Origin of the sequence: Schaalia sp. JY-X159 (genome assembly GCF_014525425.1) — a bacterium.
Lineage (GTDB): Bacteria > Actinomycetota > Actinomycetes > Actinomycetales > Actinomycetaceae > Scrofimicrobium.
On sequence record NZ_JACEXI010000001.1, the window covers coordinates 296401 to 321520 of the forward strand.

Annotated in this window: 24 protein-coding genes; 16 read left to right on the plus strand and 8 right to left on the minus strand. The window is 58.9% G+C overall.

The features are described from left to right. Nucleotides 1–81 precede the first annotated feature (81 nt). From IDL90_RS01280 to pdxY, 5 genes are all read right to left on the minus strand, one after another. Nucleotides 82–375, minus strand: coding sequence for a DUF2218 domain-containing protein (locus IDL90_RS01280; RefSeq protein ID WP_187994076.1), 294 nt, complete (start codon nucleotides 373–375; stop codon nucleotides 82–84). A gap of 75 nt (nucleotides 376–450) precedes the next feature. Continuing rightward, on the minus strand, nucleotides 451–1128 hold the full coding sequence (locus tag IDL90_RS01285) for a DUF5701 family protein (protein WP_187994077.1): 678 nt from the start codon (nucleotides 1126–1128) through the stop codon (nucleotides 451–453). A 42-nt stretch (nucleotides 1129–1170) separates the two neighbouring features. Then, the gene (locus tag IDL90_RS01290) at nucleotides 1171–2484 is read right to left on the minus strand and encodes an aminopeptidase C (protein ID WP_187994078.1); all 1314 of its coding nucleotides are present in this window, start codon (nucleotides 2482–2484) and stop codon (nucleotides 1171–1173) included. Between the two features lie 81 nt (nucleotides 2485–2565). Continuing rightward, nucleotides 2566–3450, minus strand: a complete 885-nt coding sequence (locus IDL90_RS01295; protein ID WP_262508940.1) for an aldo/keto reductase — start codon at nucleotides 3448–3450, stop codon at nucleotides 2566–2568. Nucleotides 3451–3487: 37 nt separating this feature from the next. Continuing rightward, entirely contained in the window at nucleotides 3488–4339 is an 852-nt protein-coding gene (gene pdxY, locus IDL90_RS01300) for a pyridoxal kinase PdxY (protein WP_182140868.1), read from the minus strand. 88 nt (nucleotides 4340–4427) lie between these two features. On the opposite strand from pdxY, the gene IDL90_RS01305 reads away from it, so the two are divergent. The 3 genes from IDL90_RS01305 to IDL90_RS01315 are packed head-to-tail and all read left to right on the plus strand — an operon-like array spanning nucleotide 4428 to nucleotide 8119. Further along, the gene (locus IDL90_RS01305) at nucleotides 4428–5711 is read left to right on the plus strand and encodes a galactokinase family protein (protein WP_187994079.1); all 1284 of its coding nucleotides are present in this window, start codon (nucleotides 4428–4430) and stop codon (nucleotides 5709–5711) included. A 51-nt stretch (nucleotides 5712–5762) separates the two neighbouring features. Next, the gene (galT, locus tag IDL90_RS01310) at nucleotides 5763–7307 is read left to right on the plus strand and encodes a UDP-glucose--hexose-1-phosphate uridylyltransferase (protein WP_223175100.1); all 1545 of its coding nucleotides are present in this window, start codon (nucleotides 5763–5765) and stop codon (nucleotides 7305–7307) included. A 50-nt stretch (nucleotides 7308–7357) separates the two neighbouring features. Beyond that, complete coding sequence (locus IDL90_RS01315; RefSeq protein WP_220458714.1) at nucleotides 7358–8119, plus strand: GTP pyrophosphokinase family protein; 762 nt, start codon at nucleotides 7358–7360, stop codon at nucleotides 8117–8119. 1 nt (nucleotide 8120) lies between these two features. Here IDL90_RS01315 and IDL90_RS01320 read toward each other — a convergent pair whose 3' ends face one another. Continuing rightward, entirely contained in the window at nucleotides 8121–9263 is a 1143-nt protein-coding gene (locus IDL90_RS01320; protein WP_187994080.1) for a glycerate kinase, read from the minus strand. A gap of 57 nt (nucleotides 9264–9320) precedes the next feature. On the opposite strand from IDL90_RS01320, the gene IDL90_RS01325 reads away from it, so the two are divergent. The 9 genes from IDL90_RS01325 (at nucleotide 9321) to IDL90_RS01365 (ending at nucleotide 19114) form a co-directional block, all read left to right on the plus strand. Beyond that, nucleotides 9321–10013, plus strand: a complete 693-nt coding sequence (locus IDL90_RS01325) for a CoA pyrophosphatase (protein ID WP_182140865.1) — start codon at nucleotides 9321–9323, stop codon at nucleotides 10011–10013. Between the two features lie 18 nt (nucleotides 10014–10031). Next, nucleotides 10032–10796 carry a succinate dehydrogenase cytochrome b subunit gene (locus IDL90_RS01330; RefSeq protein WP_220458712.1) on the plus strand — a complete coding sequence of 255 codons (765 nt, stop codon included), beginning with the start codon at nucleotides 10032–10034 and terminating at the stop codon, nucleotides 10794–10796. Continuing rightward, entirely contained in the window at nucleotides 10793–12805 is a 2013-nt protein-coding gene (locus IDL90_RS01335; RefSeq protein WP_187994081.1) for a fumarate reductase/succinate dehydrogenase flavoprotein subunit, read from the plus strand. The genes IDL90_RS01330 and IDL90_RS01335 overlap by 4 nt, the downstream gene beginning before the upstream one ends. After that, nucleotides 12802–13563 carry a succinate dehydrogenase/fumarate reductase iron-sulfur subunit gene (locus IDL90_RS01340; RefSeq protein ID WP_182140862.1) on the plus strand — a complete coding sequence of 254 codons (762 nt, stop codon included), beginning with the start codon at nucleotides 12802–12804 and terminating at the stop codon, nucleotides 13561–13563. Before IDL90_RS01335 ends, IDL90_RS01340 begins: the two co-directional genes overlap by 4 nt. 19 nt (nucleotides 13564–13582) lie before the next feature. After that, nucleotides 13583–14098 (plus strand): carbonic anhydrase, encoded by a 516-nt coding sequence (locus IDL90_RS01345; protein WP_182140860.1) that lies wholly within the window; start codon nucleotides 13583–13585, stop codon nucleotides 14096–14098. Next, entirely contained in the window at nucleotides 14088–15218 is a 1131-nt protein-coding gene (locus tag IDL90_RS01350) for a calcium:proton antiporter (protein ID WP_182140858.1), read from the plus strand. The genes IDL90_RS01345 and IDL90_RS01350 overlap by 11 nt, the downstream gene beginning before the upstream one ends. Nucleotides 15219–15256: 38 nt before the next feature. Then, nucleotides 15257–16528 (plus strand): alpha-amylase family protein, encoded by a 1272-nt coding sequence (locus tag IDL90_RS01355; protein WP_316930257.1) that lies wholly within the window; start codon nucleotides 15257–15259, stop codon nucleotides 16526–16528. 24 nt (nucleotides 16529–16552) lie between these two features. Beyond that, on the plus strand, nucleotides 16553–17725 hold the full coding sequence (proB, locus tag IDL90_RS01360) for a glutamate 5-kinase (RefSeq protein WP_187994082.1): 1173 nt from the start codon (nucleotides 16553–16555) through the stop codon (nucleotides 17723–17725). Nucleotides 17726–17803: 78 nt separating this feature from the next. Further along, nucleotides 17804–19114 carry a glutamate-5-semialdehyde dehydrogenase gene (locus tag IDL90_RS01365; protein ID WP_187994083.1) on the plus strand — a complete coding sequence of 437 codons (1311 nt, stop codon included), beginning with the start codon at nucleotides 17804–17806 and terminating at the stop codon, nucleotides 19112–19114. Nucleotides 19115–19124: 10 nt separating this feature from the next. Here the strand turns inward: IDL90_RS01365 and IDL90_RS01370 are convergent, their stop codons facing one another. Then, complete coding sequence (locus IDL90_RS01370) at nucleotides 19125–19529, minus strand: hypothetical protein (protein WP_182140852.1); 405 nt, start codon at nucleotides 19527–19529, stop codon at nucleotides 19125–19127. Nucleotides 19530–19582: 53 nt separating this feature from the next. Between IDL90_RS01370 and IDL90_RS01375 the strand changes: the two genes are divergently transcribed. The 4 genes from IDL90_RS01375 (at nucleotide 19583) to IDL90_RS01390 (ending at nucleotide 24106) form a co-directional block, all read left to right on the plus strand. Then, a complete protein-coding gene (locus IDL90_RS01375; RefSeq protein WP_187994084.1) occupies nucleotides 19583–20515 on the plus strand; it encodes an aldo/keto reductase family oxidoreductase in 933 nt (310 codons plus the stop codon). 108 nt (nucleotides 20516–20623) lie between these two features. Further along, complete coding sequence (locus IDL90_RS01380; protein ID WP_187994085.1) at nucleotides 20624–22078, plus strand: NAD(P)/FAD-dependent oxidoreductase; 1455 nt, start codon at nucleotides 20624–20626, stop codon at nucleotides 22076–22078. A 5-nt stretch (nucleotides 22079–22083) separates the two neighbouring features. Further along, on the plus strand, nucleotides 22084–22290 hold the full coding sequence (locus tag IDL90_RS01385) for a hypothetical protein (protein ID WP_223175101.1): 207 nt from the start codon (nucleotides 22084–22086) through the stop codon (nucleotides 22288–22290). A 118-nt stretch (nucleotides 22291–22408) separates the two neighbouring features. Continuing rightward, a complete protein-coding gene (locus IDL90_RS01390) occupies nucleotides 22409–24106 on the plus strand; it encodes an FAD-dependent oxidoreductase (protein WP_187994086.1) in 1698 nt (565 codons plus the stop codon). 283 nt (nucleotides 24107–24389) lie between these two features. Here IDL90_RS01390 and IDL90_RS01395 read toward each other — a convergent pair whose 3' ends face one another. After that, nucleotides 24390–24986: an HdeD family acid-resistance protein gene (locus tag IDL90_RS01395; protein WP_187994087.1), complete on the minus strand. Its 597-nt coding sequence runs from the start codon at nucleotides 24984–24986 to the stop codon at nucleotides 24390–24392. Nucleotides 24987–25120 lie beyond the last annotated feature (134 nt).

The following is a 25120-nucleotide window of genomic DNA, read 5'->3' on the forward strand; positions in this document are numbered from 1 at the left end:
GAGCATATCGAGCCGATTCATTTACGTGCAACTGGTGTTGCGTAAATATGTTGGGTAAATCAGCACGTCGTAGGTGGTGTTCTAGCTCCGCGTCCACTCCATGGTCAGGTTGTCTTTGGCGCCAAACTTGACCAAATGTCGTTCGATGACGTCTTCAAGGAACGTTGCGGTCTCTTCGTCCTCTGCTTCAACTGTGATCGTCATCATGTCGTCGGCGCACTTTAGGTTAGCCCTGGTGATGGGGAAAAGGATGTACCCACGGTCGGCCTCACTGTCCCACTCGCCACCATGGCGGCGGGACATGTGTGAAACCAGCTGCTTGCTGTAGCGAGCTGCTCGGGAGGTGGCGCAGGTGCCGGTGGAGGTGATGGTCATGGTAGTCCTCGGGTTTGTGAAGGGTTAGGTTAGCCTAACCTGAAAACCAAGAGGGCGGACTGTGATGTTGTGGGGCTACGCCGTCCTCCGCGCAGCGTGGGCTATGCCCAGCCAAGTGTGCAGGTTGTTCCACCAGCACCAGCCCAGTTTTGCTGCGTTCTTATTGGCAGCGGTGTCCCGGCCGGTGCCGTTGCTGATCCACAGGGCCGGGGTGCGTGCGTCGAAGCCAGCCTTCTTCCTTTTGCGTGAACCAATCGTCATGAAGCAGTGGTTTCGTTCAAGCAACCCGGGCCCGGCATTGGTGGGCGGGCACTGCAGCGCCCAAAAGATGCCCTCGATCATCGTGAAGGGGATACGTTGGTCAGCGACGATCTGCTGCAATGCCTCGGCGGGGGAGGCGTTGGAGAACTCGTCGCCACGCCGCGGGTCTTCCAAGAGGTACCAACCCTGCGGCAACTGCGTGTCTGTCGGCTCCGCGGTGTCGAACACTTCAAACGAGGACGCGTCGGTAAAGTCCTCGACGACGAACCCGGACTTACCATCAAGCTCTACAAGGGCCATGAGGTCGGCATACGTGCACGGAATCCGGCTTGGAACCAGCAGGCATGGGCCGACTGCTAGGGGCTCCAGCGCTGCGGCTGCAGAGCGAAGATCGTCCTCGCCAACCTCCAAGAGAGTGGGAACTCCGAGGTGGATCAACCGCTGCGCCTGCTCGGTTACGGAAGGAAGCGCGTTTGGGTACAAGGTGCTCATCTGACGGATTGTGCCACGGCTCGCCCCGCCGCGATAGGGGTCCTACATCAATGCATCCCATTCCGGCAGGACGATCCACTCACGGTCAAGGGCATCGATGACTCCGGGTGAGAGACGGGTTGGCGAGACCGCAACCTGGAAAACGTACTCATCAAACCAGTCGTCATTCATCGTGAAGAAGCCCTTCTTACCGACTTCGTCACCCCAGCTGTTCTCCACACGCCAGCGCTTGGCATTCCCGTCCTCGTCCAAGTCGACGCCGACAAAAACCATAATGTGGGTGGCGTTGGTGTCCCGCATCCGCATTCTGTCGGCCTTCGGCATGGAATAGTCGACGCCGTAAAGGGAGTCATAGTCGTGTAGATGAGCTGACCAGATGCCCTCTTTTCTGGCGAACTGCTGAGCAACATCGCAGGCGAACCACACCGGTTCCCCGTCGCGAATGGAGGCGATCGCGGCCCGCTTCATTTCGTCCAGTGACACTGAAATGTGAACGTAGGGGCTCCCGCCTTCCATGAACGGAAGGTTGTCGACAACGTATGCTTCACCAACCGGGTGCTCTTCGCGAGGGTCGTGCGCAAGCACAACGTAGTCCGCAAAATCCTCAGGGAGGTAGCGCTGGGCGAACTCAAGTGGGGTCACTACGCCCTCAGCGTGGAAGTTCTTCTCTTTGTCGCGGTACTGCCAGGTGAAGGACGAGGGCGGTGTGCCGAGGTGGATGGCAAGAATCCGCCACACGTCTTCAAGAGTGGCGGTGCGAATGGCATCGCGGTCCTCGGGAACAGCGTTGCGAATTCGACCCACAGCCTTGCGCAGTACTGCTGACAGGGCTCGGTTCATCTGGTCTGTGTTTCCAGCCGATTCTGTGTCCGGCATCGCCCACACGGGGACCAGACCGTACTTAGTGACTAGGTCGACGAACTGGAACCAGTAGCCGCCATCGTCCCCGGCGTTATCCAGGATGCGGCGGACCTTCTCATTCTGCAGGGGCAGATCAGCGGTCTCGATGGCCTTTGCAAGGGTGTGATTGGCTTTCTCAAGTTTGTCGTGGAAGGCAACGAAGTTCTGGCTGAAAGCAAAGTCCTCCAGGCCAAGCTCGTTGATGATTTTTGCCCGAAGAACGTTGAGCCCAGAGAAGTTCCAGCACCGCCCAGACTTCTTTTGAGAGGTGACAGCCCAGGTGTCCAGGCGCTCCGATGTGGAGTCATCGAGGCGGTTGATGATGTCCCGATCGAGCGAGACTTCATCCGCCCCTTGCGCACTGACCGCGTTTTGCACGATGCGCGCGACGGGGTCACCGCGGAAGGCTTCCGCGCGCGAAGTGGTGAAGGTTGCGGGCAGTGCTGACGTTGACATAGATGACTCTCCTACATAAATCACTCAAGACCCTGCTGTGTTCCCGGCACTAGCAGAAGGGGTGCGATGGTCAACTGCAGTCTAGAACTCTTCGTGGGTTGCCGGATCCAGGTCGAGGACGCGACCGGCACGCGGGCTGCGACCTTCGCCTTCAGGGCCTTCCCCGAGCGCAGTAATAGCCGCGACCTCGGGTTCACTGAGATCCAGGTTCACTGACTCGAGGTTGGAGGCCAAGCGTTCCAGCGACGACGACTTGGGGATTGGCACCGCACCCCGGCTCATGTGCCAGGCGAGCACAACCTGCGCTGGCGTGGCGTCATGGGCCTCCGCGATGTCAACAATCGTCGGCTCTTCCAGCAGGGCCTTTCCCTTGCCCAGTGGCGTCCAGGCTTCAGTGATGATTCTCTTGCTCCGGTCATAGGCGACCTGGGTTGAATCGGGGAAGTATGGGTGGCACTGTATTTGGTTGACTTCCGGCACAACGCCTGTTTCTGCTTCAAGGCGCTCAATGTGCTCTGGCAGGAAGTTGGATACGCCGATCCACTTGACGAGGCCACGGTCGCGGGCGTCTATCAGTGCCTGCCACGCCTCCACGTACCGATCCACTTTGGGAAGGGGCCAGTGGATCAGGTAGAGGTCGATGTAGTCAAGGCCCGTCCTCAGCAGAGATTCTTCAATGGCGAGGACGGCATCGTCGTAGCGGTGGTGACGTCCGGGCAGTTTGGATGTGTAGATCAGTTGGTCGCGGGGGACTGACGATGCCCTGATTGCAGCACCAGTCGCGCCCTCGTTCTCATAGTTGAATGCGGAGTCAATAAGGCGATACCCCATGTCAATTGCAGCTTCGATCGCTTCGGCCCCGGCAATCCCGTTGAGTGTGTAGGTGCCAAGTCCGATCTTGGGTAGGGCTAGCCCTCCGTGCGAAGTTACGGTCTGTGTTGTCCCACCCGCCATGGTGCACTCCATTCCTCCGGGCCTCCGAGCAGCTCCGGCTTGGTTTGGGCTAGCGTACCTGAGTTACTTCGAAGCTGCGCTTGGGGTTGACAAAGGCTTCCTGGGCTTCAATCAGTAGCAGCTCTGAGGAGCCAGCATCATAGGTCGCCTCAAGCAGATCGAAGATGGAGGCCGCTGTGCGGGCAAGAGCCTGTGGCGCGGAACCAGTTTCAACCAGTGCTGATGCAAACAGTGCGGCGGTGACGTCCCCGGAACCTGAAGGGTGGAAGTCGAGGCGGGGTGTTTGCACCAGCCAGGCGCCCTCGTCATTGACCGCTAGCATTTCGATGGTTCCGGCAGGTGCGTCAGGACGGTCAACCGAAGTGACGAGGACGGTTGAAGGACCCTTAGCGCGAACCAGATCAACTGATTCCAGGGTCTCTTCGAGTGTGCGTGGTTCTGTCCCGGTGAGGAAGCCCAACTCAAACTGGTTAGGGGTGATGATGTCCGCTTGGGGCACCACCCTGTCGCGAACCAGGGCCTGCACCTCGGGTGAGACGAAGCAGCCCTTGATGGCACTTCCCAGTACCGGGTCGCAAGCGTAGAGCGCATTCGGGTTGCGCTCCTTCACCAACTTGACCGAATCGAGGATGGCGTCCCCGATGTCGTTGCCACCCTGGTATCCGGAAAGTACTAGTTCGGTGTCACCGAGCCCACCTCTGGTGTCGATGCCCGCAACAATGTCGCGGACGTTCTGCCCCGTCATCATCGGGCCCTTCCAATCCCCGTACCCCGTGTGATTGGAGAACATGACCGTATAAACCGGCATCACCTCATGTCCCATGCGCTGAAGAGGGAAGACGGCGGCAGAGTTGCCGACGTGGCCGTAGGAGACTGCGGACTGGATCGAAAGGATTCTCATAAAGACAATGTTGCACCTAAGTCCTAGATGCAGGCAATCTGCTTCCAACTGATGAATGTCACCGGCGCCCCCGCGGTAGGATTGCATCATGGACTCTAACGAGCTGCTGACGCGTCTGCGCGATGGAAATCTTAACGAAGTCTTGGCTGATCTTTACGGTTCAAGTGACTCTGAGCTTGATGCCGCAACGGAGCGGCTGATCCACTTGGTGGAGGTGTACGAGGACGTCTTTCCGGGCAATCCAGCGACACTATTTACCGCAGCGGGGCGAACCGAGATGGGTGGGAACCACACGGACCACCAGCACGGCCGGGTTCTGGCCGCATCGGTGAACATGGACATGGTTGCATGCGCGGGCCCAAATGACACCAACGAAATCCGCATCCACCAGGAAGGCTTCGGTGACCTGGTCCTGGATGTGAGCGACCTGGCTCAAAAGGAGGCCGAGGTCGGGAAGTTCCCCTCCCTGGTCCGCGGGGTGGCCAGTGCGATTGCGCAGCGCGGATACACCCTGGGTGGTTTCAATGCTGTCGTTGATTCCCAGGTTTTGGCTGGTTCCGGCCTTTCGTCCTCGGCCGCGTATGAGGTGCTGATTGGCAACATTCTCAACACGTTATTCTGCGATGACGCACTGTCTTCAATAGAGCTGGCCCAGATCGGCCAGTATGCAGAGAACGTCTACTTTGGGAAGCCCTCGGGTCTCATGGACCAGATGGCATGCTCGATTGGTGGGGTTGTCAGCATTGACTTCGGTGACCCGGCACATCCGCTCGTTGACGAGGTCGGTTTTGCCATGGCCGATTCCGGTCACGTCCTGTGCATTATCGATTCGGGTGCAGACCACGCGGATCTTACTGATGACTATTCCGCGATCACCCACGACATGGGTGCGGTCGCGAACTACTTCGGCCAGGACTACCTCAGGGACGTTGACGAAGAGATGTTTTGGGCGGATTTGGCCGGTGTCCGCGCCGCCACAAATGATCGGGCGCTACTGCGAGCAATCCATTTCTTCCAGGACAATGCCCGCGTTCCCGTTCAGGCCAGCGCATTAGCAGGGGGTCACTTCGATGATTTCCTAGACCTGGTCACTGAATCCGGCGTGTCCTCTGCGACGAACCTGCAGAACATCTATTCCATATCTGCACCGGAGGGACAGGCGGTGGGTTTGACGATCGCCCTCGCCGAAAAGCTACTTGCTGGTCGGGGTGCAGTGCGTGTCCATGGCGGTGGCTTTGCCGGGACCGTGCAGGCATACGTCCCAGAGAATGAAGCAGCAGATTTCAAAGCCAATATCGAAGCGGTGTTGGGACCGAACATGTGTCATATCCTGCGCATTCGCCCAGTTGGTGGCGGAGTTATTGCGAGCTAGCAGCCTTTCGCGCTGTCGTAAGAATTGAACTCATAGGGAAGAGAAGTGCTCGTGGCCGACGCCCAAACACAAACGGTCAGCAGATACATTGATGCCCTGTTGGATTACGCACAGCAGCGGGGCTTGATTGAAGCCTCGGACCGGGTGTGGGCTCGCAACGGAGTCCTAGAAGAACTGCAGCGGGACACTTACGTGGCGGCCGATGAAGGTGAGCGGATTCGGGCTCTGGACGTGGCGCAAATCCTCGATGCCTTGACTGACGATGCGGTTGCCCGCGGAGTCGTTGGGCAGGACTCCGTGGTGTACCGCGACCTCTTCGACACTGCACTCATGGGCCGACTAACTCCGCCGCCACGCGAAGTTCGCCGCCGGTTCCGCGAACTTGCCGAGGTCGACCCCCAGTCCGCGACCGATTGGTACTACGCCCTCAGTCAGGACACCAACTACATTCGCCGCGATCGCATGGCGAAAGATGTTGCCTGGCAGAGCGCCACCGACTACGGGACAATCGACCTGACGATTAACCTGGCGAAGCCTGAGAAGGACCCCAGAGCCATCGCGGCGGCACGCAACATGCCCGCAGCCGAATACCCGCTGTGCCTGCTGTGCGCAGAGAACGAAGGGTACGCGGGAAGACTCAATCACCCAGCCCGGCAGAACCATCGTTTGGTTCCGGTGACAATCAACAGTGCGCCCTGGTACATCCAGTACTCGCCATACGTATACTACAACGAGCACTGCATCGTCTTCAATGAAGAGCACACACCGATGAAGATCGATCGGGCAGCATTCGGGAAACTTCTAGACTTCGTTGGTCAGTTCCCGCACTACTTTGTTGGGTCGAATGCGGACTTACCAATTGTCGGCGGGTCAATTCTCTCTCACGACCACTTCCAGGGAGGCCGATTCGAGTTCGCAATGGAGCGTGCACCCCTGCGTGAGGCAGTCGAGTTCACCGGGTACGAGGACGTGGACGCCGGCATTGTCGAGTGGCCCATGTCGGTCCTGCGCCTCACCGCTGACGATCCACATCGACTGATTGACCTGGCCGACAAGATCCTCACGAAGTGGCGCGGTTACACGGACGAGGACGCCATGGTTCTTGCGGTCACGGACGGGGAACCCCATTCCACAATCACGCCGATTGCGCGCAGACGCGGCGCACGGTTTGAACTGGATCTGGTCCTCCGCAACAATCTCACCACCGAAGAGCACCCACTTGGTCTCTACCATCCCCACGCTGAACTGCACCACCTCAAGAAAGAGAACATCGGCCTGATTGAAGTTATGGGATTGGCCGTGCTTCCCGCCCGCCTCAAGGATGAGCTGGCCGCGGTTGCGGACGGTCTAGTTTCCGGCGCGAACCTGCATGACAGCGAACTAACTGAAAAACATGCGGAGTGGGCTGAAGGGTTTGCAGATCGGGTCACTGCCGAAAATGCCCAGCAAGTGGTCGAGGACGAGGTGGGGAAGGCTTTTGCAACCGTCCTCGAACATGCGGGCGTGTACAAGAATGACCCTGAGGGAAGTGCCGCTTTCCAGCGGTTTATTTCCTACGTGAATGGAGAAGATTCAACCCTGTCAGCCTCAAGCTGAACGGTTTGCGGAACGCGGTGACCGTGACTGCTGGCGCCTAGACTTCCACTATGAGTACGTCCTCCGAGTCACAACAAATCGTCACCATGCCGCAGCCCAGCATCGAGATGGCGAACTTTGCAAGGCAAATGCGTGACGACTTCACGCGCATGATGATGGAGTACCAGTTCGGTATTGATGAGGTCCTCACCAAGGTGACGATCCTTCGGGAAGAGTTCCTGCACTTGCAGAAGTACAACCCGATTGAGCACGTCACCTCCAGGGTTAAGTCTGCAGAATCCATTCTTTCGAAAATGAACCGTCGGGGGATTGCCCCTTCGGTTCAGGCGATTCGGGAGAATGTGCGGGACATTGCGGGGATACGCATCACCTGCAGTTTCAAAGCAGACACATATCGGGTGCTGCAGGCACTCAGTTCTCAGGATGACATTACAATCCTTGAGCTCAAGGACTATATCGCCAACCCTAAGCCCAATGGATACAAGAGTCTCCACGCGATTATTGAGATCCCCGTTTTCCTTTCTACGGGTCCGGTACGGGTGCCGGTGGAGATCCAGATCAGAACCATTGCTATGGATTTCTGGGCCGCGTTGGAGCACAAGATTTTTTACAAGTATGACGGTGAAGTGCCAGACCACATTGTCGAAGAGCTGACAGAAGCGGCTGCTGCGGCAGAGATCTTGGATCATCGTATGGAGCAGCTCCACCGCCAGGTGCACGGCAACTCAAGCTTCGTTGAAGAGCCCGCGACCCCGGTTCTCAATGAGGAAGTACTCCAGCAACTGTGGGAACAGGCCCGCCGCTCAAGTTGACTCAGTGCTTCGTCTGCGTGAAATAGGCTGCTACCGCCTTTTCGAGGTTGGTGGGCCCATTCTGAAGAGCGACCTCTAAGGGAAGATCGCGTGGGCTGATTTCCACAATGTCCTTGATTCCATCCAAGATGTCGGATTTTTGACTGTTGACACGTCCAGCAAACACCACGGTTGGAATGCCGCGTTGTGCCGCCTGCTGGACAACGCCCATGACTGTTTTTCCACCCAGGGTTTGGGCATCGAAACTGCCTTCACCGGTGAGGAGGAGGTCTGCGCCAGACAGCGCATCAGGAAGTCCCACGATCTGAGAGATCAGGTCGACTCCAGACTTCGGTGTGGCGCCGAGGACCTCCATGAAGGCCCACCCCAACCCTCCGGCAGCGCCGGCACCGGGCCGTATGTGAGTGTTGGAAGTGCCGTCCGCTCCGGAGGCGGAATGGACGGCGCCCACCAGGCGTTCGAGAACCACTTCGAGTTGAGGAATATCATCGGGTGTAGCCCCTTTTTGAGGACCAAAAACCGCTGTCGCGCCCCGAGGTCCGAACAGGGGATTGTCGACATCCACTGCGACCTCGAGTTCACACTCGAAGATGCGTGGATCCAGCTGCCCTAGGTCAACCCGGGCAAGGCTCTTCAATCCCTGTGGGGTGGCCTCGACTGCATTTCCGTCCTCGTCCATAAGTCGCATACCGAGGGCAGCCAGTGCGCCGACGCCACCGTCGTTTGTGGAACTACCACCGAGCCCCACGGTGATTTTCCGGGCGCCCCGATCCAGTGCATCGCGGACGAGTTCGCCGACCCCGAACGATGACTGTCTCCAGATGTTCCTCTCTGAAGGAGGGACGGTTTGTAGCCCGATTGCTTCCGCAGACTCGATAAAGGCGTTACGTTGAACGCCATCCCAGGCATACCGCGTAGTTTTTGGTTGCCCGAGGGCGCCTTGGACGCACATCTGAACGGGAGCGAACCGGCTAGCAGGGGCGTTGAGTACGGTCTGCAAGGACCCTTCCCCACCGTCGGCCATCGGGCAGACGATTACATGAGCATGGGGGACAGCCGTCAGAAGGCCCCGCCTCATGGCCTCTGCAGCCATGGCTGCAGACATGGACTCTTTGAACGAGTCGGGTGCGATTACGACCTTCACATGTCGATTGTGGCAGTCCATGCCCACATCTGAGGTGACCCGACATAGGCTGGACCCATGTCTAGATCAGTGGAGGATGCGCTTTCCGACCTCCGACGCTTGGCTGACAATGCTGAGTCCTTCGATTTCGATATGCCGGTTGATGGAGGGGGACTCGCAGTTCGCAAGTCGGCCGTGCTACTTCTCTTTGGGAGCCTTGATGCGGTTCCCGCAGCCACGCCTCTCGGCGCGGTACCACCGGAGTTGGACGTCCTCCTGCTTCGCCGCTCCACCACGCTCAGCCACCACCCCGGGCAGATTGCCTTTCCCGGGGGAGGGGTCGAGCCCGGTGACTGCAGCCCATTTGCCACCGCGGTAAGGGAAGCAGCAGAAGAAACCGGCTTGGAACCGGCGGGAGTCACCGACCTGGGGCCCCTCACGACCGCACTGATTCCAAACAGCGGCAACCTGGTGACCCCGGTCCTAGCCTGGTGGCACAAAGCCTCACCGCTGGTACCAGATGGGACAGAAACGGCTGACGTGTTTCGGGTGCCAGTCGGTGAGCTTCTGGACCCAGTGCGACGGGGTGTCTCCATACTGAACCATTCCGGCACGCGGTTTACGGGTCCCATGTTCGTCCTCGGACCCCAGTTCGGGGGCCACATTGTCTGGGGTTTCACGGCAATGATCCTTTCCCGACTATTCGATGAGCTGGGGTGGACGATTCCGTGGGACCGAAGTCGCGTCAAAAGCGTGACCTCTTCCATATAGTTGGGTAGAGGGGGCGAGATGGCGACGAAGACAGACTCAGCAAGCACCGACCTTGAGAAGGTGCACGGCGGATGGCGACCTCCCGGCAACTGGGCGCTAAAAGTGACGATGGCAGTGACCGGCCTGATCTGGGTGGCGTTCGTGCTGATCCACCTCTACGGCAACCTCAAAGTCTTCATTGGCCCCGATTCCTTCAACACCTACGCCCACTGGCTTCGCCACGCGTTCTACCCGCTCTTTCCCGAGGGATTCATACTCTGGGCCATGAGGATCATCCTTGTGGTGGCACTCTTGCTTCATGTCTGGGCGGCTACCATCGTGTGGCTGCGAGGACGCAGAGCGGGCGGCAAGAGCGCACGCATCAATCTGCGGGACCGAGCACGCGGCGGCCGGGGCACCGTGAAGTCAGTTTCTGCGCAGTTGATGCCATACACGGGCGTAGCGATTCTCGCCTTCCTGATCATGCACGTTCTTGACCTCACCCTTGGAGCCTCTCCCGTCGCACCCGTGGAGTTTGCGGGGCACACCGAATCGGCCTCCTACGCCTACGCGAACCTGGTTGCCTCGTTTCAGAGACCTTGGATGGCTGCCATCTACCTTCTTGTGATGGTGTTGCTTTCTGCGCACGTGTTCCACGGGGTGCAAACCGCTGGGCAAGACCTCGGAGCAATGGGTTACCGCTTGCGGCAGGTGCTGGTTTGGGTGGGCGGCTTGTGCGCGCTGGTGATTTTGGCGGGCAATGGCTTTATTCCGGTGGCGGTGCAGATGGGGTGGTTGTCATGAGTTTTGGGATTTCTTGGCAAAAGCGCGGCAAAACGACCCGGCCTTTTGTGGCTCCGCCCTCGTCGGCGCCACGTGTCCAAGTTGGGTCTACGGTGGATTCCGGAGTTCCGGACGGAGACCCAGAGACCGCGTGGGCGCGCCGCAAAGACCAGTACCGCCTTGTTAGTCCGCTCAACCGCAGTAAGTTCACCGTCGTTGTAGTTGGGACAGGACTGGCCGGAGCGGGCGCTTGCGCGACCCTTGGCGAACTCGGCTACAACGTTGAGGCAGTCACGTACCATGATGCTCCGCGACGGGCCCACTCAGTTGCTGCACAGGGAGGCATAAACGCCGCCCGAGCACGCAAGGTCGACGGAGACTCGCTAGGTCGGTTCGTGAAAGATACCGTCAAGGGCGGAGACTTTCGAGGGCGCGAAGCAGAGGCATTTCGCCTTGGTGAGGAGTCGGTACGCGTCATCGACCACATGAACGCTATTGGAGCGCCGTTTGCCAGGGAGTATGGAGGGACGCTTGCGACGCGTTCCTTTGGTGGGGTGCAGGTTTCCAGGACGTACTACACGCGGGGTCAGTCGGGTCAGCAGTTGCAGATCGCTGCAGCTCAAGCACTATTGCGGCAGGTTGATCGCGGCCGGGTCACGCTGCACACCAGAACCGAGATGCTCGACCTCATCGTCAAGGATGGTGAGGCGCGCGGGGTGGTTGTCCGCGACTTGGTGACCGGTGAGGTACGCGCAATTCCTGCTCACGCCGTTATCTTGGCGACCGGCGGATACGGGTCCGTCTACTACTACTCAACGCTAGCGTTGAACTCAAATGCCACGGCAGCGTGGAGGGCTCACATGCGTGGGGCGTGGATGTCACACCCCAGTTTCGTGCAGTTCCACCCCACCGCACTGCCCGTTAACTCCCCGTGGCAGTCCAAAACGATTCTGATGAGCGAATCTCTTCGTAATGACGGAAGGATCTGGGTCCCAAAGGTTGCGGGCGATTCCCGCGCGCCGGGTGAGATCCCAGAGTCGGAGCGGGACTACTACCTAGAGCGAAAGTATCCGGCATTTGGAAACCTGGCTCCGCGCGACATTTCGTCGAGGGCGGCAACTGAGCAGATCAACCTCGGTAAGGGCGTGGGTCCGCTGAAGAACTCGGTGTACCTCGATTTCTCAGACGCAATCTCGAAAGTGGGCGCTAAGACGATTGGTGAACGCTACGGGAACCTCTTCACCATGTACCAGCACGCAACGGGAGAGGACCCATACACCGTCCCCATGCGCATTGCCCCGGGAGCTCACTTCACGATGGGGGGCCTGTGGACGGACTATGACCTGATGAGCAACATTCCCGGCCTCTTTGTGGGTGGGGAAGCAGGCTGGAGCTATCACGGCGCAAACCGACTGGGGGCAAATTCGCTGCTCAGTGCGTGTGTTGACGGCTGGTTCACCCTGCCGTTCTCCGTTCCCAACTACTTGGCGCCGCATTTGGGGGAAACTCTGATCGACGAGGACGACCCAGCGGTGCTCGCGACGGTTCGCGATGTCTCAACCAGGGTGAGCAGACTCCTTGAAGTTGGCGGAGACGTCAGCCCAGGAGCCTTCCACCGCGAACTGGGCGACATTCTCTATAGGGGTTGCGGGGTTGAGCGTTCTGAAGCATCGCTGACTGAGGCAAGGCGCGAAGTGATTGAGCTCCGGGAGAGGTTCTGGAGGGAAGTTTCCGTGCCCGGATCGGGAGAAAACATCAACCAAACCCTCGAAAAAGCAGGTAGGGTCGCCGACTTCTTGGATTTGGCTGAGCTAATGATCGTTGACGCCTTAGACCGCCGCGAATCAGCCGGGGCCCACTTCCGCAGCGAGTACCAGGTTGATGGCGAAGCAAAGCGAGATGACAGGAACTGGGCGTTTGCCTCAGCGTGGCAGAGCGCCCGGGACTCATCGGGGCGACTGTCCTTCATCCGCCATTGCGAACCGCTCACCTTCACTGCGGTCCCACTTGCCACAAGGAGCTACGCATGAAACTCAAGTTGGAGGTCCTTCGCCAGGACAATGCTGATGCCAACCCACGCTGGGAACGTTTCACGGTGGACGACCTCGACGAATCGATGTCCATCCTTGAGGTCCTTGACCGGCTCAACGAACGTTTGGTCTCTGCGGGTCGGGACGCCGTCACGTTTGAGTCGGACTGTCGAGAAGGTATCTGCGGTGCCTGTGGGATCACGGTAAATGGATTTCCTCACGGCCCAGAAGAGAACACGCCCGCCTGCCACCAGCGCCTGCGCTCCTTCCAAGATGGGCAGACGGTACGCATTTCTCCCCTCGGCTCAGCGGCATATCCTGTCATTCGGGATCTCATGGTTGATCGGCGCGCACTAGACGCGGTGATTGAAGCCGGTGGCTACGTCAGCATCGACACGGGCACTGCCCCGGACGCCGAAGCGGTGCCGGTGGACCACACAACTGTAGAGAACGCTCTGGACTTCGCGGCATGTATCGGGTGTGGTGCGTGTGTGGCGGCCTGTCCTAATGGGTCAGCCAACCTGTTTGTCGGGTCGAAGCTGATGCACCTGTCTCTCCTGCCGCTCCCCGCTGAGGAGCGTGCCCGCAGGGCCAAGCGCATGGTCGAAGTGGCGGATCAGAACTTTGGCCCCTGTTCCAACTACGGCGAATGCGCGATCGTCTGCCCGGCTTCAATCCCCCTGTCGGCGGTCGCGGCAGTGAATCACGAACGGTTGCGCTCAGGCATGCTCCGTCGCCTTTTTCCCCAGCGGGGCTAGTCGGCGGTAGATTGACATCATGTCTGAACTTGAGAAAGTACTCGCTGCGAACGCTGAATACGTCGAAGCGTATCCATACCCGGAAGATTTGCCGCACCGACCGACTCGCAAGATCGCGGTACTAACCTGCATGGATTGCAGACTGGAGCCTGATCGAGCTCTGGGATTGTCAGTTCCTGAGGCTCACTACATCCGCAATGCGGGAGGGCGGGCATCAGATGATGCACTGCGATCTCTAGTGGCTTCCACCCGACTACTGGGCACTGACGAAATCTTTGTAGTTCAGCATCTTGATTGCGGAATGTCGGGGACGACTCAGGCGGGAATCGTCGAGGTGCTTGCTCGCGAGAACCTCGCGCTGGAAGCCCCCGCGTCGATGGTTGATTGGCTTACCATTGGTGACCCGGAGGCGACCGTTCGGGCGGATGTAGAGATCATCCGGAACTATCCGCTACTTTCCGCAGATGTCACAGTGCGCGGTTTCCTACTGGACCCCAAGACGGGGGCACTTTTACCGGTGACAGATGCGGACTGACCGCGGGGTCTTTCGCCTGCTTCGGCTCCTCACCGCGTGGCTGGCAGTGGGCCTGTTCCAACTGTTCCATGTCGATCCAACTTCAACCCCGGTCGGCCTCGTCATCGTTGGTTTTATCGCTCTCCTCGGGGTGATTATCTTCGCCTCCTTTGGCGTCCTCGCCGAAGCCAACGCACTGGCCAAGCGGCTGGGGGAGCCGTACGGGTCTCTGATTCTCACGCTCTCAGTCGTGGTGATCGAAGTGGTCCTGATTGCGGCTGTCATGCTTGGGCCCAGTCCCGCGCCCACGATCGCACGTGACTCCATCTACTCGGTAATGATGATCATCCTCAACCTGGTTGTCGGTGTCGCGATTGTCATCGGGGCCCGCCGCAACGGCCCCCAGCGGTTCAATCCTGGCGGCACCCGCATCTATCTGGTCTTGATCACCACGCTCGCACTGGCAACCTTCCTCGGCCCCGTCGTTTTCCGCCCTTACACTGGCTCATTCCCAACGGCTGCGGCCCTCATCCTGGCGAATGTTGTGGGCGTGGGCTACGCGGTGTTCCTGGTCTTCCAAATTGGCCGAGGACGGAATCTTTTTCGAGCTCCACATACGGGTGGGGTGGCTCTTAAGGGACACGGTCGCACTGACGAGAAAACCTCTCCAGCGAAAGCGTCACCAGTTGACTCACTTGCCGCGAGGTTCCTGATCCTTGTCGCGCTCCTGGTAGCCATCGCCATGTTGGCGGAACACCTGGCAACCCTCATCGACTTCGGGGTCAGTGAGTTGCATCTGCCTATCGCCCTCGGGGGCGTGGTGATCGCGGCCATTGTCTTCACACCAGAAACGCTGACCACCCTGCGGGCGGCGCTCAACAATGAGATGCAGCGGGTTGTCAACCTCTGCCTTGGCGCTTTTGTTTCCACCGTTGGTTTGACCGTGCCATCCGTCCTCGTCATCGGGGTGGTGACAGGCAACGTTGTCGTATTTGGCTTGCGTGGGTTGGATGTTGCGTTGCTTCTGGCAACGCTGATCCTGCTGTGGGTCACGTATACCCGGCGGCGGACGACCGTGCCATTAGGGGTGGCACACCTGGTTCTTTTTGCAGGCTTCGCCGGATCGGTATTCATCGCCTAGGTCAGGGCTAAGCTCGGTACAAATGTCAAAGCGGAGTCGTGAGAAGCGAGGCTAATGTGAACTGGGTTGACAACACAATCTGGTGGCATCTTTATCCCCTGGGATTCGTCGGCGCCCCAATTCGCGATCAGGGTGGCGACGAGGGCGAGAGCCACCGTCTGCTCCAAGTAATCGACTGGCTTGATTACGCCACACAGTTGGGTGTTTCAGGCATCCTGTTCGGTCCTCTCTTCCTTTCTTCCTCTCATGGTTACGACACCCTTGATCAGTTCACAATCGATCCTCGACTGGGAACTGAAGAGGACTTCGACCTACTTCTTGCGGAATGCAAGAAGCGTGGACTGCGGGTTCTTCTCGATGGGGTGTTCAGCCATGTGGGGTCCCAGAATCCCCAGGTTCTCGCTGCACTGGCTGAAGGGCCCGACTCGCCCGACGCCGACCTCTTCGACATTGACTGGGATGCAAGCGGTGGTCCGCAACCGCGCGTTTTTGAAGGCCACGGTTCACTGGTGCGTCTCAACCATGCGAGCCCGGCGGCGCAAACCTACGTGTCTGAGGTGATTAACCACTGGTTGGGTAAGGGCATCGACGGGTGGCGGCTGGACGCTGCTTACTCGGTGGCCCCGTGGTTTTGGGCGAAGATCCTCCCGGCGGCGCGTGAGGCATACCCGGACGCCTGGTTCCTGGGTGAAGTCATCCACGGCGACTATGTCGAGTTTGTTGAAGAGTCGACAGTTGATTCTGTTACGCAGTACGAACTGTGGAAGGCGATCTGGTCCAGCATCCTGGATGAGAACTTCTTCGAGCTCGACTGGGGGTTGAAGAGACACAACGACTTCTTGGAGCACTTTGTTCCCAACACATTCGTTGGCAACCATGACGTGACCAGAATTGCTTCCACTCTTGGCGCGAATGGGGCCGTGATTGCGTTCGCGATCCTCATGACCGTTGGGGGAATACCATCGGTTTACTACGGGGATGAGCAGGGCTTCACTGGTATCAAGGAAGAGAATGTTGCGGGGGATGACGCAATCCGTCCGAGGATGCCCGAGACGCCAGAAGGCCTACTTGGCTTCGGCAAAGCAACACTTGAGTCGCACAAAGCGTTGATTGCGCTGAGGCGTCGCAACCCGTGGCTGGTCCGCGCCACCACTGAGCCCGTGCTTGTTGAGCACACACGATACGTCTACCGGACCATATCCGAGGACGGAAGGCGACACATCGAAACCGCTATCAGCCTAGAAGGCGCTGGAAGTGTCGTGATTCGCGACCAGGACGGGGTCATCCTTTGGGGCAAGCCCACCATCTAGGGGTGCAGGAGGCAGAGACACAAGATGGAAGCAGCAGAAAATGGTGGAACGCCCCGCGCGGCTACCCTGTCGCGCTCGGATATCCCCGGAGCGCAGCGACTAGTTATCAAGGTTGGCTCATCCTCTCTGACGCGCCCTGACGGTCACCTTGATCTTGGCGCCGTGGGCCGCCTGACTAAGACGATTGCCGCCGCCCGAGGTCGAGGCCAGGAAGTTGTGCTGGTTTCATCGGGTGCCCAGGCGGCCGCTATGGGTCCCCTGGGATTGAAGTGCAAGCCGCGCACGTTGTCCGGTGCTCAAGCGGCTGCAAGCGTTGGGCAGGGTCTGTTGATTGCCGAATACACCAGGCAGTTCGCTGAACTTGGCTACATTGTTGGCCAGGTCCTCCTCACGGCCGAGGACGTCTTGCGGCGCACCAACTATAAGAATGCGCGCCGCGCCCTCGACACACTCTTGTCTCTGGGGGTGATTCCTATTGTCAATGAGAATGACACGGTCGCAACTGATGAGATCCGCTTTGGGGACAATGACAAACTTGCCGCGCTGACGGCTCACTTGGTGCACGCAGACGCCCTCGTTCTTCTCACGGATGTGGATGCGCTTTATGACAAGAATCCTCGGCTGCCCGACGCTGCGCGGGTCCGATCCATCCGGAGTTTCTCAGAAGCGGAGAGGCTCGATGTTGGCACGCGGGGAACCGCTTTTGGAACGGGCGGGATGATCACAAAGATCCAGGCAGCGGCCATGTCGATGTCGTCGGGTGTCCCGGTGTTGCTGACCTCGGCCCAGAATGCGGATGCGGCGCTGGCTGGGGAAGAGGTGGGAACGTGGTTTGAGGCGACGGCCAGTCGGCTTCCGGCTCGCCAGCTCTGGCTCGCATATGCAGCTGATATTCGGGGTCAGATTCTGGTGGACGAGGGCGCCGCCAGGGCGGTGGCCGATCGTAATGCCTCGTTGCTTCCTGCGGGTGTGGTCGGATCAAAGGGGGAGTTCATCGCGGGTGATGCGGTGGAAATTGTGGCCCCGGATGGTGCAATTGTCGCACGGGGCCTGGCTGGCTTCTCTTCACCGCGGATCCCCCAGATTGCGGGCTTGTCCATGACGGGTGTCGAGGAGACGCTGGGGGAGAGGTACGCGCACGAGGTGGTTCACCGCGATGAGCTGGTGGTAATGGCGCGTCACCGGCGGGTGCGTTAGGCGCGTCACCCCGTCCTGCTCGTCGTCCACAAAGTGGCGCCGTTGGCAGACGAGGGCCCGCCGGTCTAGGTTGTCGGTATGACTTTCCCCACGAGTGAGACCTTCTCTACTGCCCACGAGTCGTCATCCGCAGAAGCCGGAGTCCTGGACATTGCCCGGCGAGCAAAGGTTGCTGCCCGCTCTCTAGCGACCGCATCAACCGACACAAAGAACCGCGCCCTCGAGGCCGTCGCGGATGCGCTGCTCGTGAACCAGCAGAGGATCCTTACGGCAAACCAGGCAGATGTTGACCGAGAGAGGGAAGCGGGCTTGGATGAGGGCCTGCTGGATCGACTCGCGCTGGATGAGGGCCGTCTGCGCGGAATTGCGGGCGCTCTGCGCGACCTCGCGACTCTGCCCGATCCCGTGGGCGAGGTCGTCCGCGGCTCAACTTTGCCGAATGGGATCCGCCTGCGCCAGCTGCGGGTGCCGATGGGTGTCGTTGGAATGATCTACGAAGCCCGTCCCAACGTGACAGTGGATGCTGCGGGTATCGCCCTGAAGAGTGGGAACGCGGTCATCCTCCGCGGCGGTAGTGCAGCATTGGAGAGCAACACCGCCCTCGTCGACGTAATCGCTGCCGCCCTCGTGCAACAGGGGCTACCAGCGGACTTGGTGCAGTCTATCGACAGGTATGGGCGCGCCGGTGCGGTCGCCCTGATGAGAGCGCGCGGTTTGGTTGATGTCCTAGTGCCTCGCGGTGGCGCGAACCTGATTCAGACAGTGGTGCGTGAAGCATCAGTGCCGGTGATTGAAACCGGGGTGGGAAACTGCCACGTCTACGTTGACGCGCAAGTAGATGAAGACCAAGCCCTAGCGATCGCAATCAACTCAAAGACGCACCGGATTTCGGTGTGCAATGCGACTGAGACGATTTTAGTGAACGAGGTCGTGGCGCCGAGTTTCCTTCCGCGGCTACTTGTCGCGCTCGCGGAGGGGGGCGTGACGATTCACGGCGACGCGCACACGCAGGCTCTCGCTCCCAGCGGTGTTGATGTCCTGACGGCAACGGACGAGGATTGGGCAACCGAGTATCTATCGATGGATGTCGCGGTACGGGTGGTGCCGGACCTGGATTCCGCCCTCGAACACATTCGCCTGTGGTCGTCGGGACATACCGACGCCATCTGCACGACGTCGCTTCTGTCTAGCGAACGCTTTACGGCCGAGGTCGATTCCGCCGTTGTGAATGTGAATGCCTCAACCAGATTCACGGACGGGGGAGAGTTTGGACTTGGGGCAGAAATCGGCATCTCTACCCAAAAGCTGCATGCCCGCGGGCCGATGGGTCTGGCCGAACTCACCACCACGAAATGGATTGTGGTGGGAGATGGCCATATTCGGCAGTGAGGGCCGGGGTTTAGGAGTAGATGACCTCGAAGGTTTCAATGACCACTTTGTTTGAGGGGTCATCTTCGGCCCATTCGGTCTTGACATCCGTATCTGAGACCAGGGCTACAGGTTCGCCGTTTCCATCGCAGATGATTGACATGTCACCGGGGGCGGGCAGCGGCGCACCCTGATCGGTGAAGTCGTTCAGTGGCGTCGTAAAGGTGGTCTTCTTGCCAGCGAGGACCTCTTGAGCGACGCGCGTGGCCTCCGCTTTATCATCGGAAAACTGGAACGCTGGAGGCATCAGGCCCGCTTCAGTCTGTTCTCCAAAGAGGGCGCTGTCCGAGTGAACCTCTATTTCATCTGCCGCACCTGCCCAAAACTCGTTAACTCTCTGGATGTTGGGAGGGGTAGCTTCGTATGATTTAGTCATGGCGCAAGTTTACCCAGGTCGGCGCGCGTCGTACCGAACGAAAGGGAAGTTCAATGAAGACTTACATCCTGCCCCAGACAGATGTTGTTGCGCCCAGGGTCATTTCGGGTCAGATGCGAATTGCAGATAAGAGCAACGAGGCGATCCGAGCCCTCTATGATGCGGCACGCGCCGGTGGAGTCAACTACTTTGACCACGCGGACATCTACGGCAATGACTGGCACCAGTGTGAACGTAAGTTTGCTGATGCCCTTCAACTATCGAGCCTTGAACGTGACGAGATTATTCTGCAGACCAAGTGCGGAATCATTCGCGGAGAGGGCTACTACGACCTGTCCTATGACCACATTATGAAGCAGGTTGACGGGTCTCTTGAGGCGCTGGGAACCGACTACATTGACTTCCTTCTGTTGCACCGCCCAGACGCCCTCGTCGAACCTGAAGAGGTTGCGCGGGCCTTTGACGACTTGCATCGCTCTGGGAAAGTCCGCCATTTTGGGGTTTCCAATCACACTCCGCGCCAGATTGATGTCTTGAAGACGGCGGTCAAGCAACCTTTGGCAATCAACCAGTTGCAGCTTTCTCTGACAAACTGTCCAATCGTTGCTCAAGGGATTGCTTCAAACATGGCCAGGGAATCCCAATCTGTTGTCATCGACGGAGGTGGGGTGCTGGACTACTGTCGCGCAAACCAGATCACGGTCCAGGCCTGGTCGCCATTCCAAGCACGCTTCTTTGATGGCACCTTCCTGGGTAACCCCCAGTTTGCGCCCCTCAACAAGGTGATTGCGCGTCTAGCAAAGAGTTATGGGGTTGCCGAGGAGGCCATCGTTGCGTCGTGGATTACCCGCCATCCCGCAAAGATGCAGGTGGTGCTTGGTACCACCACGCCGGATCGTCTTCGCGCCGTAGCTGATGGGACCGTGGAGTTAACGCGCAAGGAATGGTATGAACTGTTCCGGGCTGCCGATCATATTGTTCCCTAAGTCGTAATCCCGCTCCAAAATACCCGGGGGGCGTATGCTTGAGACGAGGACGTCATCGAATGAGCGACGTCCTCGTTCACGCGTACATCATCAAGGGAGAGAATGCGCATGGCCAACATAGTGGTGTTGGGCGCCGGCGTTTCAGGGCACACAGCAGCCTTGCATTTGCGTCGCATGCTTGGCAAAGAACACAGCGTGACGGTTGTTACGCCAAATCGGGACTGGAACTGGATTCCATCAAACATCTGGGTTGGTGTTGGAACAATGCCTCAGCAGAAGGTCTTGTTTCCACTTGCCCCGATATACAAGAAAAAGGGCATCAACCTGGTGCAAGCGAAGGCCACCCAGATTTGGCCGAACGGTGGTGATGGCGTCGATAGTGGATTCGTTGAGGTTGAGAGCACGCTGCCCGAGCAAGAAGGACGCAGGGCGCGCATCCCTTACGACTATCTGATCAACGCAACAGGCCCCAAGCTGCGCTTTGAAGCGACGCCGGGGCTGGGTCCGGATCAGGGTGAGACTGTTTCGGTGTGCACCGCCGACCACGCTGTACATGCGGCAAGGGAGTTGGACGCGCTGATTGAGCGTGCCAGAGCGGGTCAGAAGCAGGTTGCAGTGGTCGGCACGGGTCATGGCACATGCACCTGTGAGGGCGCTGCCTTCGAGTATGTTTTCAACGTCGACGATCGACTTCGTAAAGCCGGAGTTCGCGACATGGTTCGGCTCGTCTTCCTCACAAATGAGGCGGAACTCGGCGACTTTGGCGTCGATGGCATGACCTTCGTCGACCGAGGTTTTGAGACCTCTTCTGAACTGTGGACTGGGTCGCTGTTCAGGGAGCGCAACGTCGAGGCCATCCTTGGAACTGCGGTCGAGCAGATCGCCGATGGCGTCATTACGTATGAGACGCTCGATGGTGAGAAGCACAAGCTATCGTTCGATTTCGCGATGCTGCTTCCCCCGTTCGGTGGGGTCCCACTCAAGGCTTTCGATGCTGACGGTACGGATATCTCTGAAAAGATGTTCGCCCCGTCCGGGTTTATGAAGGTTGACGCCGACTACACGCCGAAGCCTTACGAGGAGTGGCGAGCCGCGGACTGGCCCAAGACCTATGAAGCCCCGTTGTTCCCCAACGTGTTTGCAGTCGGTATTGCGTTTGCTCCACCCCACCAGATCTCGCGCCCTCGGACTACTCCAAACGGGACCATGATCGCACCTGCTCCGCCGAGGACGGGAATGCCTTCGGGCGTCATGGGCAAGGCTGTGGCTCAGACCATCGCTAAACGAATCAAGGACCCCAATGCGACTGCAGTATCTGCTTCCATGGCAAACATGGGGGCCGCGTGTGTAGCGTCCGCAGGTACGGGAACGACCCAGGGTTCTGCGGCTGCGATGACAATGATGCCGGTCGTACCTGACTACGTGAAGTACCCGACGGGCCGCGACATCAAAGACACCCGCGGCGACATTGGATTGTCCGGGCACTGGGTGAAGCTGATGTTGCACTACCTATTCATCTACAAGGCGAAGGCTAACCCCTTCTGGTTCTTGATTCCGGAGTGATTGAGATGACAAGTGAGAAGGCGGAAACAATGTCGGAGTCGACTACTACTGACAAGTACGTTGGGGGACCAGTTGCAGACCTTGCAGCTGCACCCCTACCAACCGACGCAACCTTGCGGGCAAGGAAGTCTTTGATCCCGCAGTTTGTGAAGTTTGTTGGGTTTGATCTGACGATCATGCGTATGGTCCTGAAAGGCCATTCGCACGACTAGCGCAGGTGGCTAACAGGAGTTAAATGGGGTGTGTGGAGATAATCCACACACCCCGCTCTTGATACCCCATGGGGTATAGTAATCGACGTTGGAATCAAACAAGAGGAGGACCACCCGCATGCGCACAGTTGTCGTTGGGGGAGTAGCAACAGGGATGAGTGCGGCCGCGCGCCTGCGCCGCCTCGATGAAACCGCAGAGATTATTGTCCTTGAGAAGGGCCCCTACGTTTCTTACGCGAACTGCGGTTTGCCATATTACGTGGGCGGAGAGATAGAGGATGACGCCGCGCTGTTGGTGCAGACTCCGGAGAAGCTGAGGGCCGCTCTCAATCTGGACGTACGCACCGGTCACGAAGTGGTCGGCGTGGATGCTGAGGTAAAGACCGTCATGGTTCGCAGCGGGGACGGCGAGGACGTCCTGCATTACGACAACCTGATCCTTGCTCCGGGTGCGGTTGCACTGCGTCCCGACCTACCCGGGTTCGACTCGGAACAGGTTTGGCACATGCGTACTGTTCCCGATGCCTTAGAGATGCGCAAACGTGTCCTAGAGGGCAGCGTTAAGCAAGCCGTTGTTCTGGGTGCTGGGTTTATCGGGTTGGAAGCTGCCGAGGCTCTGGCTCATCAAGGCGTGAAAACCACGATCGTTGAGTTGGCGCCCCACGTACTTCCACCGACTGAGCCGGAAGTTGCGGCACGGGTGACCTCAGAGCTAAACCGCCTGGGCATTGAGACAGTGACCGGCGTGGCAGCAGCAAGTATCGAACCATCCGGAGATGCCGTGGACGTTGTCTTGGCGGATGGTCGCCGCCTGCCAGCAGACCTGGTTGTTCTCTCCATCGGTGTTCGCCCGGCTACCACGGTGTTCGAGGCTGCGGGCCTGACAACTGAACGCGGTGCACTGGTGGTTGACCGTAACGGTCGGACCAACCTCCCTGGCATTTGGGCGGGAGGCGACGCCGTTGCTTCGCCGGATCCTCTCACGGGTGCGCTGCGCCCGGTACCTTTGGCCGGACCTGCCAACAGGGCAGGTCGCCTCATCGCTGATGACATTGCGCGGGGCGCAGGCACGACTGAAGTGCAAGCGCGGCAGTTTGCTGCGCCGCTGGGCACTGCAGTCGTTCGAGTCGGTGAACTTACCGCAGCCATGACCGGAGCGAACCGTCGCGCCCTCGACGCTTCGGGAATCGACTACCACACGGTTTACACTCACCCCAACGACCATGCGGCCTACTTTCCGGGTGCGACCCAGATTCACATGGTCGTGCATTTCTCCAAGGAGGACGGCACCATCCTCGGGGCTCAGGCAGTTGGAGGCAATGGCGTCGAGAAGAGAATCGACGTGCTGGCGACCGCGATGAGGGGCGGACTGAAGGTTGATGACCTCATTGACTTGGACTTGTCTTACTCGCCCCCTTACGGCAGTGCAAAGGATCCCGTCAACATGATTGGCTACTACGGTCAGAATGTTATGGATGGGGTTACAAAGCTGTGGTACGCGAGCGAGATCCCCGAGGCTCTAGAGACCAGCCTGGTCTTGGATGTTCGCAGTGTAAGCGAGTTTGCTTCAGGGCATCTGGAAGGGGCTCTCAACATTCCTCACACCGAGTTGCGGGCACGCCTTGACGAGGTGCGAGAGGCGGCAGGGGGTCGCCCAGTCCGGGTCCACTGCCAGTCGGGTGTGCGGTCCTTCCTCGCGGAACGGATCCTCGTCCAAGAAGGATTTGATGATGTTCGCAATCTGTCAGGGGGCATGCTGACCATTCGCGATGCGATTGCCGGGGGCGTTATTCCCGAGGTTGAGATCATCAAGTAGGGCTCGATGCAGTACTTCAACAACTTCAACAAAGTAGCAGAGTAACAACAAAGGATTGAAAAACTATGTGTTCACCAGTTAAGTGCAAGACCTGCGGTAAGACAACATGGAGTGGCTGTGGGCAGCATGTGGCCGCAGTTAAGGCCAGCGTTCCCAAGGGACAGTGGTGCGACGGGCACCCGAAGTCCGAATCTTCAAAGGGCGGCTTCTTCAGCTTCGGTCGTAAGTAAAAGAGAGGCGCCAGCTCCACTTGGAGCTGGCGCCTCTTCGACTTTTGCGGTCGTTAGCCTTCCTTGACCTCAATATTGACCTTGATGTCACGCGCTGCCATCGCGGCCCGGTAAACCTGGGCAATGCCCAGGAGGACAAGACCAAAACCGATCATCCAGCGCAAGAACGCGGTTCCCCAAACCGGGGTGAGTAGCAGCAAGACCCCGATTACAAGCGCAACTATTGCATAGGCCGTTGCCAGCGCATTCTGATCCACGCGACCACGCAAGAGCATCAGTGCAGAGACGCCCTCGACCATCCACAAGATGCCCAGGATGACGCCGAGGACGTTTGCGAGGACCCCTGCTGAGGCACTGAGGAAGCTAAGCATGACAATACCGGCCGTGATGAAGGCGATGCCCGCAACCACGCGGGTAATCCGCGCAAGTGATTTGAGCTCCTTAGCTCGAATGGCCGTGAAGATGTAGATCAGTCCGGAAAGTACTGCGTAGATCCCTACTAGCAGGGCAGCGATCTTCACCATTTCATTCGGCCACACCAAGACAAAGATGCCCATAGCGATTGCTACCAAGCCCGCAATGCCGAAACCCCAACGGTAGGTGGTTATTGTTACGCGCAGCTTCTCACTTGCAGATGTCTTGTCCTCCACAATGGTCTCCTCTATATAAGTAGGTCAGGACTCACCGATACGGAGCCTCCCGCCTGAACACTGTAATCATAGGGCCTTGAGGCAGTTCTGGGCCCGTAGAAGCTGCCGTGTCGCTGGCTGTCTTCCTAAGGTTG